At 69.8% G+C, this 16,371-nt stretch carries 14 protein-coding genes and 3 tRNA genes; 1 reads left to right on the forward strand and 16 read right to left on the reverse strand.

What is annotated here, in order from left to right:
• Positions 1-6 precede the first annotated feature (6 nt).
• The 6 genes from NCCP_RS05285 to rpsB all read right to left on the reverse strand — a co-directional run bounded on the left by NCCP_RS05285 (position 7) and on the right by rpsB (position 5,027).
• Complete coding sequence (locus NCCP_RS05285; protein WP_149956204.1) at positions 7-591, reverse strand: DivIVA domain-containing protein; 585 nt, start codon at positions 589-591, stop codon at positions 7-9.
• Positions 592-713: 122 nt separating this feature from the next.
• Positions 714-1,673: a phosphatidate cytidylyltransferase gene (locus NCCP_RS05290; RefSeq protein WP_149956205.1), complete on the reverse strand. Its 960-nt coding sequence runs from the start codon at positions 1,671-1,673 to the stop codon at positions 714-716.
• Positions 1,673-2,230 (reverse strand): ribosome recycling factor, encoded by a 558-nt coding sequence (gene frr / locus NCCP_RS05295; protein WP_149956206.1) that lies wholly within the window; start codon positions 2,228-2,230, stop codon positions 1,673-1,675. Before frr ends, NCCP_RS05290 begins: the two co-directional genes overlap by 1 nt.
• A gap of 77 nt (positions 2,231-2,307) precedes the next feature.
• Positions 2,308-3,060, reverse strand: a complete 753-nt coding sequence (gene pyrH / locus NCCP_RS05300; protein ID WP_149956207.1) for a UMP kinase — start codon at positions 3,058-3,060, stop codon at positions 2,308-2,310.
• A gap of 167 nt (positions 3,061-3,227) precedes the next feature.
• Entirely contained in the window at positions 3,228-4,067 is an 840-nt protein-coding gene (gene tsf, locus NCCP_RS05305; RefSeq protein ID WP_149956208.1) for a translation elongation factor Ts, read from the reverse strand.
• A gap of 120 nt (positions 4,068-4,187) precedes the next feature.
• On the reverse strand, positions 4,188-5,027 hold the full coding sequence (gene rpsB, locus NCCP_RS05310; RefSeq protein ID WP_149956209.1) for a 30S ribosomal protein S2: 840 nt from the start codon (positions 5,025-5,027) through the stop codon (positions 4,188-4,190).
• 694 nt (positions 5,028-5,721) lie between these two features.
• Between rpsB and NCCP_RS05315 the strand changes: the two genes are divergently transcribed.
• Positions 5,722-6,270: a murein hydrolase activator EnvC family protein gene (locus NCCP_RS05315; protein WP_225873690.1), complete on the forward strand. Its 549-nt coding sequence runs from the start codon at positions 5,722-5,724 to the stop codon at positions 6,268-6,270.
• On the opposite strand, the gene NCCP_RS05320 is transcribed toward NCCP_RS05315, so the two are convergent.
• The 10 genes from NCCP_RS05320 to dnaG all read right to left on the reverse strand — a co-directional run bounded on the left by NCCP_RS05320 (position 6,235) and on the right by dnaG (position 16,365).
• Positions 6,235-7,506 carry a glycosyltransferase gene (locus NCCP_RS05320; protein ID WP_149956211.1) on the reverse strand — a complete coding sequence of 424 codons (1,272 nt, stop codon included), beginning with the start codon at positions 7,504-7,506 and terminating at the stop codon, positions 6,235-6,237. The two genes, NCCP_RS05315 and NCCP_RS05320, sit on opposite strands and share 36 nt — an antisense overlap.
• 73 nt (positions 7,507-7,579) lie before the next feature.
• Positions 7,580-9,334 (reverse strand): SH3 domain-containing protein, encoded by a 1,755-nt coding sequence (locus NCCP_RS05325; RefSeq protein WP_149956212.1) that lies wholly within the window; start codon positions 9,332-9,334, stop codon positions 7,580-7,582.
• Between the two features lie 353 nt (positions 9,335-9,687).
• Positions 9,688-9,761: transfer RNA gene (locus NCCP_RS05330), tRNA-Ile, on the reverse strand.
• 231 nt (positions 9,762-9,992) lie between these two features.
• On the reverse strand, positions 9,993-11,186 hold the full coding sequence (locus NCCP_RS05335) for a glycosyltransferase (protein WP_149956213.1): 1,194 nt from the start codon (positions 11,184-11,186) through the stop codon (positions 9,993-9,995).
• A gap of 68 nt (positions 11,187-11,254) precedes the next feature.
• A complete protein-coding gene (locus NCCP_RS05340) occupies positions 11,255-12,163 on the reverse strand; it encodes a DMT family transporter (RefSeq protein WP_149956214.1) in 909 nt (302 codons plus the stop codon).
• Entirely contained in the window at positions 12,151-12,771 is a 621-nt protein-coding gene (locus NCCP_RS05345) for a CDP-alcohol phosphatidyltransferase family protein (RefSeq protein WP_149956215.1), read from the reverse strand. The genes NCCP_RS05340 and NCCP_RS05345 overlap by 13 nt, the downstream gene beginning before the upstream one ends.
• Before the next feature lie 100 nt (positions 12,772-12,871).
• The gene (locus NCCP_RS05350; protein ID WP_149956216.1) at positions 12,872-13,657 is read right to left on the reverse strand and encodes a phage holin family protein; all 786 of its coding nucleotides are present in this window, start codon (positions 13,655-13,657) and stop codon (positions 12,872-12,874) included.
• Positions 13,658-13,898: 241 nt separating this feature from the next.
• Positions 13,899-13,974: transfer RNA gene (locus tag NCCP_RS05355), tRNA-Asn, on the reverse strand.
• 165 nt (positions 13,975-14,139) lie between these two features.
• A tRNA-Asn gene (locus tag NCCP_RS05360) sits at positions 14,140-14,212 on the reverse strand.
• A 53-nt stretch (positions 14,213-14,265) separates the two neighbouring features.
• Positions 14,266-16,365 (reverse strand): DNA primase, encoded by a 2,100-nt coding sequence (gene dnaG / locus NCCP_RS05365; protein ID WP_149956217.1) that lies wholly within the window; start codon positions 16,363-16,365, stop codon positions 14,266-14,268.
• Between the last annotated feature and the right edge of the window lie 6 nt (positions 16,366-16,371).

Here is a 16,371-nt window from a genome sequence, read left to right on the forward strand (position 1 = left end):
CGCAGGTCAGTCGATGGAGGCCATGAGTTCGACCACGCGGTCCAGGAACGCGTCCACCTGGCTTTCCTCGTAGCCGTCCTGGCCCTTGGCCTCGCGGAAGGTCACGCGGCGGATCGCATCGACGCTCATCGGCATGTCTTCCTCGAAGTAGCCGATCAGCTGCTCGCACAGGTCGTCGACGTCCTCGACGTTGTAGCTGGGGACACCGCGGCGGCTGGGGCGTCGGAAGCGCTCCCCGGGCTCCCGGTGCAGGCGGCCGCGGAGGATCGACGAGAGCCGGCCGACCTGCTGGAGCCAGGCCTCCTCGCCTTCGGTCTGGATCAGCGCGTCGCGCTCGCGCTGGGCGAAGACGTCCTCGAGGCGGTCCAGCGCGCTGTCGACCTCGCGGGCGTTGTAGCCGCCCTTTTGCGGTTCGAAGGCGGTGCGGCGCACCAGGTGGCTGGTCACCACCGTGGAATCGTCGTCCGTCCCGTTGAACGTCGCGCGGGCCCGCGCAAGGAAGTGCTCCACCTGCTTGACGTTGTAGCCAAACTCCTGCGGGCCAACCCGTTCGAAGGGGGGCGGCGTCTTCTGGGCGTTCTCCTGGCTCACTGACTTCCTTGGTGGATCGGCGGCACTCCGGCCTGGGCGGGTATGCGGTTGGGACTGGGCGGGCCGGAGGGCCCGCCGCCCCCATCATACGCGGGGGCGGGTACCGTTCCGGGCAGCGCGGCTCAAAGCGCGCCGGGCAGCAGCAGGACCGAGAGGATGTACGCCACCGGGGTGGCGAACACGATCGAATCCAGCCGGTCCATGACCCCGCCATGGCCCGGAAGCATGTTGCTCATGTCCTTGATGCCGAGCTCGCGCTTGAGCATCGACTCGGACAGGTCCCCCGCCGTTGCGGCCGCCACCGTGGCGACAGCAAGGACAAGGCCGGCCCACCAGGGCTGGTGCAGCAGGAACACCGCGGCCAGGACTCCGACAACCACGGCTCCGGCAACCGATCCGGCGAAGCCCTCCCAGGACTTCTTCGGGCTGATCTTCGGCGCCATCGGGTGCTTTCCCAGGGAAGCGCCCACGAGGTATCCGAAAGTGTCGTTGGCGACCACCAGCAGCAGCAGGGTCGCCACCTTCAGGGCGCCGTTGGGCTCGTTGAACAGCAGCACCCCGAAGCTGAGCAGGGTCGGGATCCACAGGATGGTCAACAGGGAGGCCAGGATCGAGCGCAGCGCCCCGGCTCCCCCCTCGAAGAGCCTCCACAGCATCACCAGGGCGGCGGTGCCGGTCAGTGCGAAGGCGATCGCCTCCTCGCCGCCGTAGTAGGCGGCGAACGGCAGGGCCACGCTGCCCACGGCCAGCGGGACCGGCGGCACATCAGCCTTGGCGGTGGAGAGCGCGCGGGACACCTCCCAGCAGCCGAAGACACCAAAGACGGCCACGGTGGCCACGAAGGCGAGCGGCACGAACAGCAGGCCGGCAAGGACAAGCAGGATCAGCACCACGCCGACGCCGATAGCGGCAGGCAGGTCGCGGCCGGCCCGGGAAGAGGAGGCGCCGCCGGCCCCGTCCCCGGGGCGGGACGTCCGCAGGGAACGCCGGGAGGCGCCGGTGGGGAACCCGCTCCCCTCCGGCGCCTCCCGCGCTGTGCCCGGTTCCGGTTGGCTCTCCTCCGGTTGGGTCGTCCCGTTCATCAGACTTCCAGCAGCTCGGCTTCCTTGCGCTTGAGCAGCTCGTCGATGGTGTCCACGTTCTTCTTGGTCAGCGCGTCGAGTTCCTTCTCGGCACGGGCGCCGTCGTCCTCGCCGACCTCGCCGTCCTTGACCAGCTTGTCGATCGCGTCCTTGGCCTTGCGGCGCAGGTTGCGGATCGCGACCTTGGCGTCCTCACCCTTGCCCTTGACGATCTTCACGTACTCCTTGCGGCGCTCCTGGGTCAGCTCCGGCATGACGACGCGGATGGTCTTGCCGTCGTTGGACGGGTTGGCTCCAACCTCGGAGTCGCCCAGGGCCTTCTCGATGTCGCGCAGCGCGGTGGCGTCGTACGGGGTGATCAGGATGGTACGCGCATCCGGGGTCGCGAAGGACGCCAGCTGCTGCAGCGGGGTGGGGGTGCCGTAGTACTCCACCATCACCTTCGCGTACAGGCCCGGGTTCGCGCGGCCGGTGCGGATCGTCGCGATGTCCTCCTTGGCCGCCTCGATGGAGCGTTCCATCTTGTCCGCTGCTTCCAGCAGGGTTTCGTCAATCACAGTGTCTCCTTCAGGGTCCGGGGCGCGCGGTGCCCCGGGATGGTTCCGGGCTCTGCCTTCATCCTATGCCACGGCCGTCAGACCGTGACGACCGTGCCGATCGTCTCGCCAAGGATCGCGCGGGTCACGTTGCCCTCGCCTTCCATGCCAAAGACCACCATGTCCAGCTTGTTGTCCTTGCACATGGTCATCGCGGTCTGGTCCATCACGCGGATGTTCTTCAGGAGGGCCTCGTCGTAGGTCAGGCGGTCCAGCTTGACCGCGTCCGGGTCCTTCTTCGGGTCGGCGGTGTAGACGCCGTCGACCCCGCTCTTGGCCATCAGCACGACGTCGGCGCGCACCTCGAGCGCGCGCTGGGCGGCCACGGTGTCCGTGGAGAAGTAAGGCAGCCCGGCGCCGGCGCCAAAGATCACGACGCGGTCCTTTTCCATGTGGCGGATCGCGCGCCGCGGGATGTAGGCCTCGGCCACCTGGGCCATGCTGATGGCCGACTGCACGCGGGTCTCCACGCCGGCCTGCTCCAGGAAGTCCTGCAGCGCCAGGCAGTTCATCACCGTGCCGAGCATGCCCATGTAGTCCGCCCGCGAACGGTCCATCCCGGACTGGCTCAGCTCGGCGCCGCGGAAGAAGTTGCCCCCGCCCACGACGATCGCGACCTCGACCTTGCCGACCGTCGCGGCAATCTGCTCCGCGACCCCGCGCACGGTGACCGGGTCCACGCCCAGCTTGCCGCCACCGAAAACCTCGCCGGAGAGCTTGAGCAGAACGCGGCGGCGTCCGCCGACCTCATCCGGAACCGTGTTTTCGAGGGTCTGTTGCGTGGCTTCCATGGTGCCTCCTGTCGCGGTCCGGTCGGTCCGCCGTCGTGCTGTGGGATCTGTATGTCAGGGATGGGAGGGGGATCTGTGGCAGGAAAAAGGGGCGGCCACCATCTGGTGGCCACCCCCTCAAACCTGCGACGGCGGGTGAAACGAGGCCTCCCGCCGTCGTATTTCGCTTAGGAGCCTACGCGGAAACGGGCGAAGGCGGTAGCCTGAACGCCGGCCTCCTCGAGCACCTTGCCGACGGTCTTCTTGGCGTCCTTGGCGAAGGCCTGGTCGACCAGGACGATCTCCTTGAAGAAGCCGGTGAGGCGCCCTTCGACGATCTTGGTCAGGGCGGCTTCCGGCTTGCCTTCGGCGCGGGCGGTCTCGTCGGCGATGCGGCGCTCGTTCTCGACGGTCTCGGCCGGCACCTCCTCGCGGCTCAGGTAGGTCGGAGCCATGGCGGCGGTGTGCACGGCAACGTCGTGGGCGACGGTCTGGGCTTCGGCGCCGGAGCCGTCAACGGCCACGAGGACACCGACCTGAGCCGGGAGGTCCTTGGAGGTCTTGTGCAGGTAGGCGTCGACGGTGGTGCCCTCGACGCGGGCGACGCGGCGGACCACGACCTTCTCGCCCAGCACGGCGCCCTCTTCGACGACGTAGTCGCCCAGGGTCTTGCCGTCGACGTCGCTGGCCAGCAGGGACTCCAGGTCGGCAGCGCCGGAGGAGACGGCAACCTCGAGGACCTTGTCGGCCAGGGCGATGAACTTGTCGTTCTTCGCCACGAAGTCGGTCTCGCAGTTGACCTCAACCATGACGCCCACGGTGCCGTCGATGACCTTGGCGGCAACCAGGCCCTCGGCGGTGGAGCGGCCTTCGCGCTTGGTGGCGCCCTTGAGGCCCTTGATGCGGATGATCTCGATGGCCTTCTCGGCGTCGCCGTTGGCCTCGTCGAGAGCCTTCTTGACGTCCATCATGCCAGCGCCGGTGCGCTCGCGGAGAGCCTTGATGTCAGCGGCGGTGTAGTTCGCCATGTGTAACCCCGTTCTGAGTCGTTCTTAGCTGCTGCGCCGGGGACGTGCCGCACGGCACGTCCCCGGTCTGGCCGTTTCGGCGGGCCGCACGCGGCCCGCCGAAACGGTGGTTTGGGTTTGCTACTCGGCGGCCGGAGCCTCGTCGGCGGCCGGAGCCTCGGCAGCCGGAGCCTCGGCGGCAGCCGGGGCCTCGGTGGAGCCCTCAAGCAGCTCGCGCTCCCACTCGGCCATCGGCTCGGCCGGGGCCTCGGCGTTGCCGGCGGCCTTGTTGCTGCGGGCGATGAGGCCCTCGGCAACGGCGTCGGCGATCACGCGGGTGAGCAGGTTGACGGAGCGGATGGCGTCGTCGTTGCCCGGGATCGGGAACTGGACCTCGTCCGGGTCGCAGTTGGTGTCGAGGATGGCGACAACCGGGATGCCCAGCTTCTTGGCCTCGTCGACCGCCAGGTGCTCCTTCTTGGTGTCCACGATCCAGATCAGCGACGGGGTCTTGGTCAGGTTGCGGATGCCGCCCAGGTTGGACTGCAGCTTGGTCAGCTCGCGCTGCAGCAGGAGGAGTTCCTTCTTGGTGTGGCCGGAACCGGCGACATCCTCGAAGTTGATCTCCTCGAGCTCCTTCATGCGCTGGACGCGCTTGGCGACGGTCTGGAAGTTGGTCAGCATACCGCCCAGCCAGCGCTGGTTCACGTAGGGCTGGCCGACGCGGGTGGCCTGCTCGGCGATCGCTTCCTGGGCCTGCTTCTTGGTGCCGACGAACAGGACGGTGCCGCCGTGGGCAACGGTCTGCTTGACGAACTCGAAGGCGCGGTCAATGTAGGACAGCGACTGCTGCAGGTCGATGATGTAGATGCCGTTGCGCTCGGTGAAGATGAAGCGCTTCATCTTCGGGTTCCAACGGCGGGTCTGGTGGCCGAAGTGGACACCGCTGTCGAGCAGCTGGCGCATGGTAACGACGGGCATGTCGCTCCTTCCGGCAGTGGCGGACCGGCCCTTCGGGCCGCGGTAACTGCCTGTGTTTTTGTCGGTTGACGGCTTCCGTCCCTTGTGGACGGTGCCCCTGGCATCCCGCCGCCGGTTGCCCGTTCCCCGCAGCCGGACCGGTAATACCGGACCGAAGGCTGCGCGGCCCAGCCCGCGGAACCGCCAAGGCGGGTGCGGGGTGGGTGCGTGATGCGCGGAGTCGGTTCCGTCCGCGGCCACTCCGGACACGGAGGAGCCACACACGGAACTGCGGTACCAAGTGTACTACAGGCAGATGCGGGTCCCGGACCGGCTTTGCCTCCTCCACAAGCGGCGTTTCCGCGGCCCGCGGGGCCCGGGGCCCACACCCCGCGCGGCAGCGGCGCCCCGGTCCTGCGGGCCGGTCCAGCATGGTGCCATGAAGGACCGGATCAGGGGCTGCGGGGCATGGGAACCGGGAACTGGAGGCGGGGTGGCCGGTACCCGCGCCGGAGATCGGGCCGGAGGCCGGGCCGGAAGTCGGGCCGGCCGCCGGCATGGGTACAGGGCGGCCGCGGCCTGGTCCGCAGCAGTGGCCTTGGCCGCGGCGGTCGTGTCTGGCCCGCCGCCCGACGGCGGAAGGCGGGTGCCCGGGCCGCTGGCAGCTGGCGTGTCCCTGGTCGGGCCGGGCGGTACCTGTTCGATGGGGCCGTGTTTGATCGAGTCCGGTTCGATCGAGTCCGGTTCGATCGAGTCCGGTTCGATCGAGTCCGGTTCGATCGGCTCCGGTCCTGGCGGGGGCGGTTCGATTGGGGACGGCCGGCGGCCCGCCGGTGCGTGGTCGTGGCCCGTGGCGGACCGGGGAGGGGCACCGCCCGCCGTCCTGAAGGCATTCGATCCCCCCGCGCATGACTGGCTCGCGGGACACCGCGGTGCCGACCTGGAGGCGGCCGCCGGGGACACGGTGCGGGCCCCGGCGGCGGGGACCGTGGCCTTTGCGGGCACGGTGGTGGACCGGCCGGTGCTGACGATCGACCACGGGAACGGACTGCTCTCCAGCTTCGAGCCGGTGGACGGGACCCCGCCCGCCGGGACCGCTGTGCCCGCCGGCGCGGCCGTAGGCAGGGTCGGGGCCGGCGGCCACTGCGGGGGCCGGTGCGTCCACTGGGGGCTGCGGCTGGAGGGGGTGTACATCGATCCTCTGGACACCGTCGCCGACCGCCGGCCGTCAGTGTTGCTGCCGGTCCCCAAGGACGGGCGATGAGTGGCTCGTGGCCGGGCGGCGGGCGGACAGGAACCCGGCCCCGGAACGTCCACGGGCGTCGTGCCCGGACATCGCCTGCCGGTAGACCTCCACCATGGCCGCGGTTTGGCGGCTTTGCAGGAAGTGCCCGGAACCTGCGCCGCCAAGGACCGGCCCGGTCCCCTGGCGCAGTTCCGTGACGGCCTGCGCCAGGGCGGCGGCCAGGGCCTCGACAGAGTCGCCCCCCGTGGTCCAGTGGCTTCCTGCCGGCAGGTCCGCGGCGATCCGGTGGTCGCTGAGCAGCGACGGTGTTCCCAGCACCAGCGCCTCGAAAACCGTCATGCCCTGCGTCTCGAATCCTTGGGAGGTTTGGACCAGGGCATCGGCCTCGCGCAGTTCGGCAAGCATCCGGCGGTAGGGCACCTTGCCCCGGAACACAACCTCCGCCGGGGAGATGCCGGCGGCCCGGGCTTCAGCCGCGCGGCGCTGGCCCCCGTCGCCGAAGATGTGGATTTCGGCGTCGATCCCGGAACGGCTTACCGCGTCGAGGAAGGGAAGCAGGCGCTTCTCGGCGCTGAACCGCCCCACCCATGCCAGCCGGGGACGGGCCCGGGGGCCGGGCTTCGGTGTCGCGAGCAGTTCCCGGGCGATCGCGTCGTCAAGGCCGTTTGACACGACGTCGACGTGGTCGAAAACCCCCCGCTCCTGCAGGAGCCGGCCGAAGTGGGAGGACGGGGCCGTCACCCTCTCAGCCCGGTCGGTGAAGCGGGCCAGGTACGTCCACGCGTCGCGGGCCGCCGGCAGGCCCGTGTCCAGGAACCGGCGCTGGAGCACCCCGAGACCGCTCTGGACCAGTCCGGGGAAGGGCAGGGTGGCCGCGATGCCCACGTCGAGGCGGTTGTGCATCGTGTGCACCACCGGGGCACTGACCGCCGCGGCGAAGCGGTATCCGATGATGGCCTGCCAGAAGTCGGCCTGCACGTGCACAACGTCCACCGGCGGCCGGGCGGCCATGGCACGGTGGAGCGCCCGGTCGGTGGCCTTGCCGGGAACGCAGAGGGAGTACTCCCCCGGCCCCAGCGGAACCGCAGGCAGTTCCACGATTCCCTTGTCCGCGGGATGCCGGCCCCGCTGGGCGGGCGAGACCAGGGTCACCCGGTGCCCGGCGGCCTCAAGGAACTGCCGCTGCAGCCGAACCGAGGTCTGCATTCCGCCCAAGGTGTCCGGGTGCTGGTCAAGAAACATCGCTACATGCACGTGTCCAGTGTGCCGCATGCGGCAGGGTTGCCGGGCACTGGTCACGTGTCCGGCCGGGAACAGGCCAGCGGGCCTACTTGAGGTAGTCGCCGTGGACCCAGCCGACCCTGCTGCCGGCCACCGTTTTCCGCCATGTCCCGGACTTGCCGACGATGTACACCACCGTCCCCTTTTTCAGGACCGTCAGCGACTTCCTGGACGTGGAGGCCCCCGTGCGCAGGTGCACGCCGGCGGTGGTCGCGGACTTGCTGCCCTTGGTGACGGTGGACTTCCTGACCCAGCCAACCTGGCCGCGCTGACTGATCTGGTACCAGTCCCCGGCGGCGGCCCTGAGCGTGACGGCGGTGCCCGCGGACGCAGTGCGGACCGCCGCCGCGGAGGTGGAGGCGTAGGAACGCAGGACCTGCTTGGACTTCATCATTCCCAGGCCGGAGGCCGGCTGGACCTTGGTGGCCGCGGACTGCCTGAGGTAGCCGGTCTTGCCGCCGTAGGCGATTTTGTACCAGGTGCCGGCGGTGGCCTTCAGTGAGAGGACGGCGCCGGACGGGACGGTCTTGACGGCCTTGGCGCTGGTGGAGGCCGACGCCCGCATCGTCTGCTTCGAGGTGGCCAGCGCCGTGCCCGAGGCCTTCCTTTCGGTGGGGGCCGGCAGTTTGTCGACGTTCGAGCCGGTCGTGTCGGCCGCACCGGAGGACGAACCCGAGGAGCCCGAGGACGATCCGGAGGAGGCGGCCGGGAGTTTGGCGAGGTATGCGGTGCTGACCCAGCCGGTCCTGGTGCCGTAGGTGATCTTGCTCCAGGTTCCGCTGGTCCCTGTCACCTTGACCTTCCCGCCCGTGGCGATGACGAGCAGCCGCTGGCCCGAGGTGCTGGCGAGGTCCCTCATGTTCAGGTTTGCCGTCGCCTTGTGCGTCGGGTTCGCGGTGGTGAGGGCCACGGGCCTGCCCGTGGGATCGGAGGGGGTGACGTAGGGGTGCCACGCCCACCCGGAGTAGGCCACGCCCTTCACCGTGGCCTTTACCCGCACGAACCCGTTGCTGTAGGCGCCCGGCCAGCTGGTGACCTTGGTGCCGTGCGGCAGCACGACCTTCACCGGCGCGGCCAGGCTGGCGCTGGAGCGCAGGTTCAGGGTGGTGGCCGCGTAGTAGGTGCAGGTGGAGGGAGTGGTGAGGTTGTAGACGACCCTCGCCCCACCCTTGAGGTCCACCCCGCGGGACTTCAGGAAGGGCACCGGGTCGATGGCCGTGCCGTTCGAGTACCAGGCGTCGTACCAGATGTCCAGGTGCAGGTGCGCCCCGGTCGACGGGCCCGAGCTGCCGACCAGGGCAATCTTCTGGCCGGCCTTTACTTTCTGCCCGACCCTGACGTACTTGCTGGCCGTCCACATGTGGTAGTACCCGGAAAACACGCGCCGTCCGCCCACGTTGTGCTCGACCACGATCTGGCCCGAGGCCCCGTTGACCGGGTTGGCCACCCGGGTGACGACGCCGTCGCCCACCGCGTAGATGGCTGTGCCGTCCGCCGCGGAGAGGTCCTGGCCCAGGTGCTCGGTGCTGCCGCCCTGCACGGGAACGCAGCGGGGCCCCTTGGGCGAGGAATAGTTGTAGGACCCGGCCTTGAGCGGCATGGCCCACCGCGTGGTCAGGGGCAGCGACGAAATGCTGCCGCCGGCGGCAGCCACCGATGCCCCTGCCCCGACTGCGGCCGGCGCGGCCAGGGCCCGGGTCGAGGCCGCCGCCGGGGCGGCAACAAGGCAGGAGGCCGCCAGGACCGCGGCTGCCAGCGTGGTGGACCAAATTTTGGCAAGTGGAACCGGCTTTGAAGCCATCAGTTATCCCCCCATGGGCGTGCGGGGGCGGCCCTGTCTCCAGGCGACGGCCCCGCACTACAACAATTACCCCAATAGTCACACATGCCACATGAACAGCGAAAGAGTCCACGGCTGTTGTCGAGTGGGGCTGCGGACAGCCCCGGGCATACATTGGGCCCGTGCGCCTCACCCTACCGGACGGGTGTCGAAGTCCGGCGCAGGACCCGCCCTGCCGGGGCGCGGTGGCTCGGGGGCCGGGGTCCTCCCGGAGGCGGAAAACGGCGGCGACACACGCGGAATCGCAAATCGGCGCGTGCGCGGGAACGGAAAACCCGCCGGTCCCGAGGGATCCGGCGGGTTTTCCGCACCTGTAGGGCGACCGGGGCTTGAACCCGGGACCAAGGGATTATGAGTCCCCTGCTCTGACCAACTGAGCTATCGCCCCGCACGCAGTCCGCGCCGCACCCGGCGGCGCCTGGCGGCCCTTGGCGGCGTTGCAATCCTAGCCCAAAAGCAGGTCCCCGGTGTGTTGCGCGGCGCGGGTGGCGGCCGGAAGGCCGGCAGCCCGCCGGAAACCCGCGCAGGCCGAAACCGGTGCGCAGGGAAATTCAGCGCGCAGTGACATTCAGGGCGCAGTGTCATTCACTGCGCAGTGTCATTCACTGCGCCGTGTCATTCAGTGCGTCGTGAGGAAATCGTCCGCGGCGGCGCCGCGGTAGATCTTCTCGAAGGTTTCCATGGTCCTGTCCTGGCTGTGGGACATCGCCTTCTGGTGCCCCGCGGCGCCCATGGCGGCCCTGGCGGCGTCGTCCAGCGCCAGCACGGCGTCCAGCCTGCGCGCCAGCACCTCGGCGTCCCCGGGCGGGAAAAGGTAGCCGTTGACCCCTTCGTCCACCAGGTGGGGCAACGCCATCGCATCCGCCAGCACCACCGGCTTGGAGGCGGACAGGGCCTCCAGGGTGACCAGGGACTGCAGTTCGGCGGTGCCCGGCTGGCAGAAGACGTCGCTGCGCAGGTAGGCGCGGCGCAGCTCGTCGTCGTCGACGTGGCCGCGGAAGTGCACGCGATGGGCCAGGCCCAAGCCGGCGGCCAGCCGCTCGAGCGGTTCGCGCTGCTCTCCGCCGCCGATGATCTCCAGGTGGGCCTGGGGGCTCGCGGTCATGCGTCCCAGTGCCTTGATCAGGACATCGATGTTCTTCTCCACGGCCAGCCGGCCCACAAATAGGACGGTTGGCCAGTCCGGCTTGTCGATGGATTCCCCCGGCACCGGCTCGTAGTGGCCGGAGTCGATTCCGTTGGACAGCGGCAGGACCTTGTCCAGGCGGGCGTGGCTCATCATGGCGCGGGCGGCCAGGGGCGTTGGGGTGGTGACCACGTCGGCTTTGCCCATGATCCGGCCCATGTCCCGCCAGGAGTTGCGGGCAATGATCCGCTTGAGCCAGCCGGGGAAGGGCAGGAACGGATCCAGGTTCTCCGGCATGAAGTGGTTGGTGGCGACCGTGCGGATGCCGCGGCGGCGGGCCTGGGCCAGCGCCGCCTGGCCCACCATGTAGTGGCATTGGGCGTGCACCACGTCCGGCTGGAGGTCATCGAGAAGGCGGGCCACCCCCTTCTTCGCCGTGTGGGGGAGGCAAACCCGGTAGGTCTCGTGCGTGGGTGCAGCGTGGGACTTCAGCCGGTGGACCATGGCCTCCGGCTGCGCCAGCGTGAAGCCGGGTCCGGGAACATTGCTGGCCGCCACGACGTGGACCTCATGGCCGCGCTTGGCCATCGCCGTGGCCAGCCGGTAGCAGAAAACGGAGGCACCATTGACATCGGGCGGGTAGGTGTCCGCGGCAATCAGGATCTTCAGTGGTCTCTCACCGGTCACGTGCTGGGGGCTCCTCGTTGTTGTCTGTGTGGCCGCAGGCGGCCGCGGACCGCGATGCGGGTCCTGCCCTATCCCCCGGAGACCTCGTGGTCCTGCCGCTGTTCCCGCTGCCGTGCCGGCACGTCGGGATGGTGCCGGGACAAGGCAACGACACCCACGATAGCAACCAGGGCGGCGGCAGCCATGGAGATCGCGATGACCGGGTGCACATCGGGCCGCAGTTCGCCGAGGATTCCGATGCCGATCGCGATGCCCACCATCGGGTCGATGACGGTCAGCCCGGCGATCACCAGGTCCGGCGGGCCGCCGGAGTAGGCGTTCTGCACGAAGTAGGTCCCCAGCAGCCCGGCCACCGCGATCGCCAGGACGGTGTACCAGGTCACGTTGGCCAGGGACAGCCCGTTGGGGCCCATCATGGCGACGGAAATGGTGCGCACCAGGACCGCCACGAAGCCGAACAGAACACCGGCACCGAGGATGTGGAAAATTGCCTTCAGGCGGTGGCGGAACACCACCTCCAGGCCGCCAAAGACCAGGACCGCGAGGGCCAGCAGCAGGACGATCACCAGTTCCTGCCCGCGGGACACCTCGTGGTTGGTGGCCGTGACATTGATGGCCAGCACCACGAAGCCGATGCTGCCGGCCATGCACGCGACGATCGCCAGCACGGTGGGACGGTTGATCCGGATGTCCTGGTCCCGGGCATTGACCACCGTGGTGATGACCAGGGCGATTGCGCCGATTGGCTGGACCACGGTCAGCGGGGCCTGCGCCAGCGCATAGACGTTCAGCGCCATCCCGATGCCCATCAGCGACAGCCCAAAGACCCAGCGCGGATTGCCCAAAAGCCGCATCATGCCGCGCGAACCGACGCTCAGTCCGCCGCTCGCGGCGCGTACCGCACTGCTCTGGCGCTGCGTCCCGAAGGCCAGGAAGAAGGCGGCTGCGATGGCGCAGCCGACCGCTACCCAGGGCATGCTTCTCCGGCGCGCAGGACCTTGGCCTTCTTCCGGGCCTGGATGAAGTACTGGACGGCGGCAATGACGTGCAGCGCGCATGCCGCGGCCAGGACCACGGTGGCCAGGAGGTCGATCCGTGCGCCGGCGACGCCTTCGACGTGGCCGAAGAGCAGCAGGGGCGTGCCGGCCAGCAGCATGGCGGTGCGGACCTTGCCCAGCGTGGTGACGGGCAGGTCCGGACTGCCCCGGAACAGGACCAGGGAGTTGATGATCAGCACGAGGTCCGGAACGACGATCGCGTACACCAGCCAGGCGGGCGCGAGCCCGGCCAGCACGATCGTCGCGGCGACGACGATCAGCGACACCCGGTCCGCCAGCGGGTCGAGCCACCTGCCGACCGTGGAGATTTGGTTGAACCGCCGTGCAACGTACCCGTCGACCCAGTCGGTGGAGCCGAGGAAGGCCAGCACCGCCGTTGCCCATCCGTACTGCGCGGTCCACACCAGCCATACGAACAGGGGCACCAGCAGGAAGCGCGCCACGGTGATGAGGTTCGGGGCCGTCCAGAACGTGTCGAGTACGCGGTACTCGATGTCGTCGCGGTGTCCCGCTCCGATGATCCGCACGACGTTCCCCCCTTCCGTTCGTTCGGGCGCGGCCTTCAGGCCGTTATTAACCATGGTGCACGACGCCGGGCCCCGCCGGGTGCCGGCAGGGCCCGGCGCCCTACGGACGCAGGAGCCTGCGCAGGAAGACCACGAGGGCGGCCAGCGAGGCGGCCATCACCGCCAGCGGCTGCCACCGCTCGCGCAGGGCCTTGCCCGCGTTCTGCCCTGCCGGGCCCAAGGTTGCGGCGACGCGGTCAAAGCCCGCCTCCGCGGCCGTGGAAGCCCTGTGCAGCCCGTGCCTGGCCTGGGCCTTGAGATCGAGCTTGGCGCCGAGGTCGTCGCGCAGCAGGGCCAGCTGGTCGCGGCGGACGGCGGAGCGGCGGAGCAGTTCGCCGTAGGGCACCGGTTCGGGCCGGGCGGCCTCCCCGGCAGGCTTCGCCTGCTTCGCCGGCTTCTCCACGTCCAGGCTGGCCGGGTCGAAGGACGATCCCTCCCGGATCACGCCCAGGTCGTGGCGCAGGCCGCGGAGGGCGTCCTGCGGCAGCAGCGGCTGGGCGCGTTTGAAGCGGGAAACGGCCACCAGGGCCAGGGTGCCCGCGAGGAGCAGGAACAGGGCCGCGACGAGCAGCGCAGCCAGCCAGGCCGGCATCACTGTGGCAAGGCCCATGATGGCGGCCACCAGCAGCGCGACGACCATCAAGGACACGAAGACCAGGGCGCCCGCGGCCAGGGCGGCCGCGACGCCGGCCTTGATGCCCTTGGCCTTGAGCTGGGTGGTGGCCAGCTGAAGTTCGTCCTTGAGCTGGCCGGGCAACAGCCGGGAGGCCAGCCGTACTTGCTCGATCAGGGACGAGGGGGCCCCCGCGGTCGACACTGTGGGCCGGTCCGTTCCGGTTTCTGCCATGGTCAGCCTCCATCTTCTGCCGGCCCGGGCGGGCCGCCACACCCCAAATTACCATTCGCCGACTCGCCCGTGGCCGCCAGGCACAGCGCCGCCAGGGACTCCGGGAAGGCGGCTCCCCGGCGGATGCCCGGCCGCCCCGGACCGGCCCCCGCGCGGAGGGGCGGGCGAGCGGCCCGGGAGGCGCCCAAAACGCCCCCGAACGCAACGAATCCCGCCCCCACCGGGGACGGGATTCGTGCTTTGGCTCCCCCGACTGGACTCGAACCAGTAACCCTTCGATTAACAGTCGAATGCTCTGCCAATTGAGCTACGGGGGAATGAAGCGATAAGAACTCTATCAGGAAAGGTCCCCAATCCCGAAATCGGGTCCTGCCGTCACCGCTGCCCACCGGCACCCCTGCCCGCCGCCGCTGGGGAAGGACTTCCCGAAGGGGCACAGACAAAAGGGCCCCGCACCATGCGGTGCGGGGCCCTTTCGAAAGCTCCCCCGACTGGACTCGAACCAGTAACCCTTCGATTAACAGTCGAATGCTCTGCCAATTGAGCTACGGGGGAAGGCAACGCATGAAACTGTACACAACCCGGCGCCCGAATGTGAAATCGGCGCCCTACTCCGCGCGCAGCGCCCGCCGCTGCAGCTCCAGCTCCAGCAGCTCCCGGTTGATCGCCTGGAAAAGTTCGGGGTCCGCGGCGGGGTCCATGCGCTGCAGCTGCCCCATCTTCTCCGCCTTGCGGTGGTTGATCTGCAGTTCGAAGAGCCGGTTCATGATGTCCCGGCAGTAGCGGGTGAGTGCCTCCATGCTGTTGGCCGGCAGCGGCATCACCGCCAGTTCGGACACGAACGCCCGCAGCTCCTCGGGCACCTGCTGCCGGATCACCTCCACCCACTGGGACGGGGTGGCGCCGCCGGCACCGGCGGCCCGCACGGCGTCGTGCACCGCAGCGTGCGCCGGATGCACGAACCGCGCCGCGTAGAAGGCCTGCCACTGCTCCCCCGTCAGCATGCCGGGCTGCTGCAGGACCACCTCCAGCGACTCGCGTTCCATGCGGGCCACCGGATCGCGCGGATCCGGACGCTGGAAAGCGGGCCGGGGCGGGGCCTGCATGCCGTCGGGGCCGGCGGCGTCGCCGTGCCCGGAGCCGCCGTGCCCGGAGCCGCCGTGCCCCGAGCCGCTGTGTCCAGAGCCGCTGTGTCCGCCTTCGTGCCGGTCGCCCGCGTGGCCGTCCCGCAGCGCCACGCCCGTGCCCCCGCCGGAGCGCGCCTGGACGGCCTGGGCGGGCCCGGCACCCTGGCCTGGGGCCCCGCCGTTCCCAACGGGCCGGCCGTTTCCCCCGGCCCTGCCGTTTCCGGGGGCGCCGCCGTGGCCGGCTTCCCCGCGGGCGCGCTTGACGGCCGCCCCCACCGCCCGGTGGACGTCCTCCATGTCCATTCCCAGCCAGCCGGCGAGTTCGCGGGCATAGGCCGGGCGCATGGCCGAATCGCGGATCCCGGCGATGATCGGGGCCGAGGCCCGCAGCGCCTGGACCCGGCCCTCGACGGTGTTGAGGTCGAACCTCTTCAGGCCCACGCGGATCGCGAACTCAAAGAGCGGACGCTTTGCGGCAATGAGTTCCTTGACCGCCTCCGGCCCGCGGTGCTGGCGCAGCTCACAGGGGTCGGCGCCGCCGGGCTCGACCGCGACGTAGGTCTGGGCGATGAAGCGCTGGTCTTCCTCGAAGGCGCGCAGCGCCGCCTTCTGCCCGGCCGCGTCGCCGTCGAAGGTGAACACCACCTCCCCGCCGGTACCGTCGTCCTGGAGGAGCCGGCGGGCAATCTTGATATGGTCCGCACCGAAGGCGGTGCCGCAGGTGGCCACGGCGGTGCCCACTCCGGACAGGTGGCAGGCCATCACGTCGGTGTAGCCCTCCACCACGATGATCTGGCGGTTCTTGGTGATTTCCCGCTTGGCCAGGTCGACGCCGTACAGGACCTGCGACTTCTTGTAGAGCTGGGTCTCGGGGGTGTTCAGGTACTTGGGGCCCTGGTCGTCCTCGAACAGCTTGCGGGCCCCGAAACCGATCGTGGCCCCGGTCAGGTCGCGGATGGGCCAGATGAGGCGGCCGCGGAAACGGTCGTAGATGCCGCGGTTTCCCTCGGAGAACATGCCGGTGAGCTTGAGCTCCTCGTCGCGGAAACCCTTGTTCCGCAGGTGCTTGAGCAGCCCGTCCCAGCCTTTGGGCGCGTAGCCGACGCCGAAAAGCGCCGAAGCGTCCCCGTCGAAGCCGCGCTCGGCGAGGAACTGGCGGCCCGCCTCCGCCTCGGCACCGGCGAGCTGTCCGCGGAAGAACTCCTCGGCGAGCTTGTGCGCGTCCAGCAGCCGCTGGCGCCGGCCGACTTCCTGCTTGTTGGGGCCGTGGCCGCCGTCCTCGTAGCGCAGTTCGTAGCCGATGCGCGCGGCCAGGCGCTCCACCGTCTCGCTGAACGTGGCGTGGTCCATCTTCTGCACGAAGGAGATGACGTCGCCGCTCTCCCCGCAGCCGAAGCAGTGGTAGGTCCCCACCTGCGGGCGGACGTGGAAGGAGGGGCTGCGTTCGTCGTGGAAGGGGCACAGTCCCTTATAGGAGCCGACGCCGGCCGAACGCAGCGTGACGTAGCCGTCGACGACTTCCTTGATGTCGGTGCGTGCCCGGACCTCGTCGATGTCTTCGCGTTTGATCAGTCCGGCCATGGCCCC

The organism is Zafaria cholistanensis, from assembly GCF_008580665.1.
GTDB classification, from domain to species: Bacteria; Actinomycetota; Actinomycetes; order Actinomycetales; family Micrococcaceae; genus Zafaria; species Zafaria cholistanensis.

What these genes read in the sequence shown, in the direction of transcription:
- pyrH (WP_149956207.1), bottom strand. Translation starts at nt 3,060, where the DNA reads ATGGAAGCCACGCAACAGACCCTCGAAAACACGGTTCCGGATGAGGTC.
- NCCP_RS05340 (WP_149956214.1), bottom strand. Translation starts at nt 12,163, where the DNA reads ATGCCCTGGGTAGCGGTCGGCTGCGCCATCGCAGCCGCCTTCTTCCTG.
- rpsB (WP_149956209.1), bottom strand. Translation starts at nt 5,027, where the DNA reads ATGCCCGTCGTTACCATGCGCCAGCTGCTCGACAGCGGTGTCCACTTC.
- NCCP_RS05290 (WP_149956205.1), bottom strand. Translation starts at nt 1,673, where the DNA reads ATGAACGGGACGACCCAACCGGAGGAGAGCCAACCGGAACCGGGCACA.
- dnaG (WP_149956217.1), bottom strand. Translation starts at nt 16,365, where the DNA reads ATGGCCGGACTGATCAAACGCGAAGACATCGACGAGGTCCGGGCACGC.
- tsf (WP_149956208.1), bottom strand. Translation starts at nt 4,067, where the DNA reads ATGGCGAACTACACCGCCGCTGACATCAAGGCTCTCCGCGAGCGCACC.
- NCCP_RS05350 (WP_149956216.1), bottom strand. Translation starts at nt 13,657, where the DNA reads ATGGCAGAAACCGGAACGGACCGGCCCACAGTGTCGACCGCGGGGGCC.
- NCCP_RS05325 (WP_149956212.1), bottom strand. Translation starts at nt 9,334, where the DNA reads ATGGCTTCAAAGCCGGTTCCACTTGCCAAAATTTGGTCCACCACGCTG.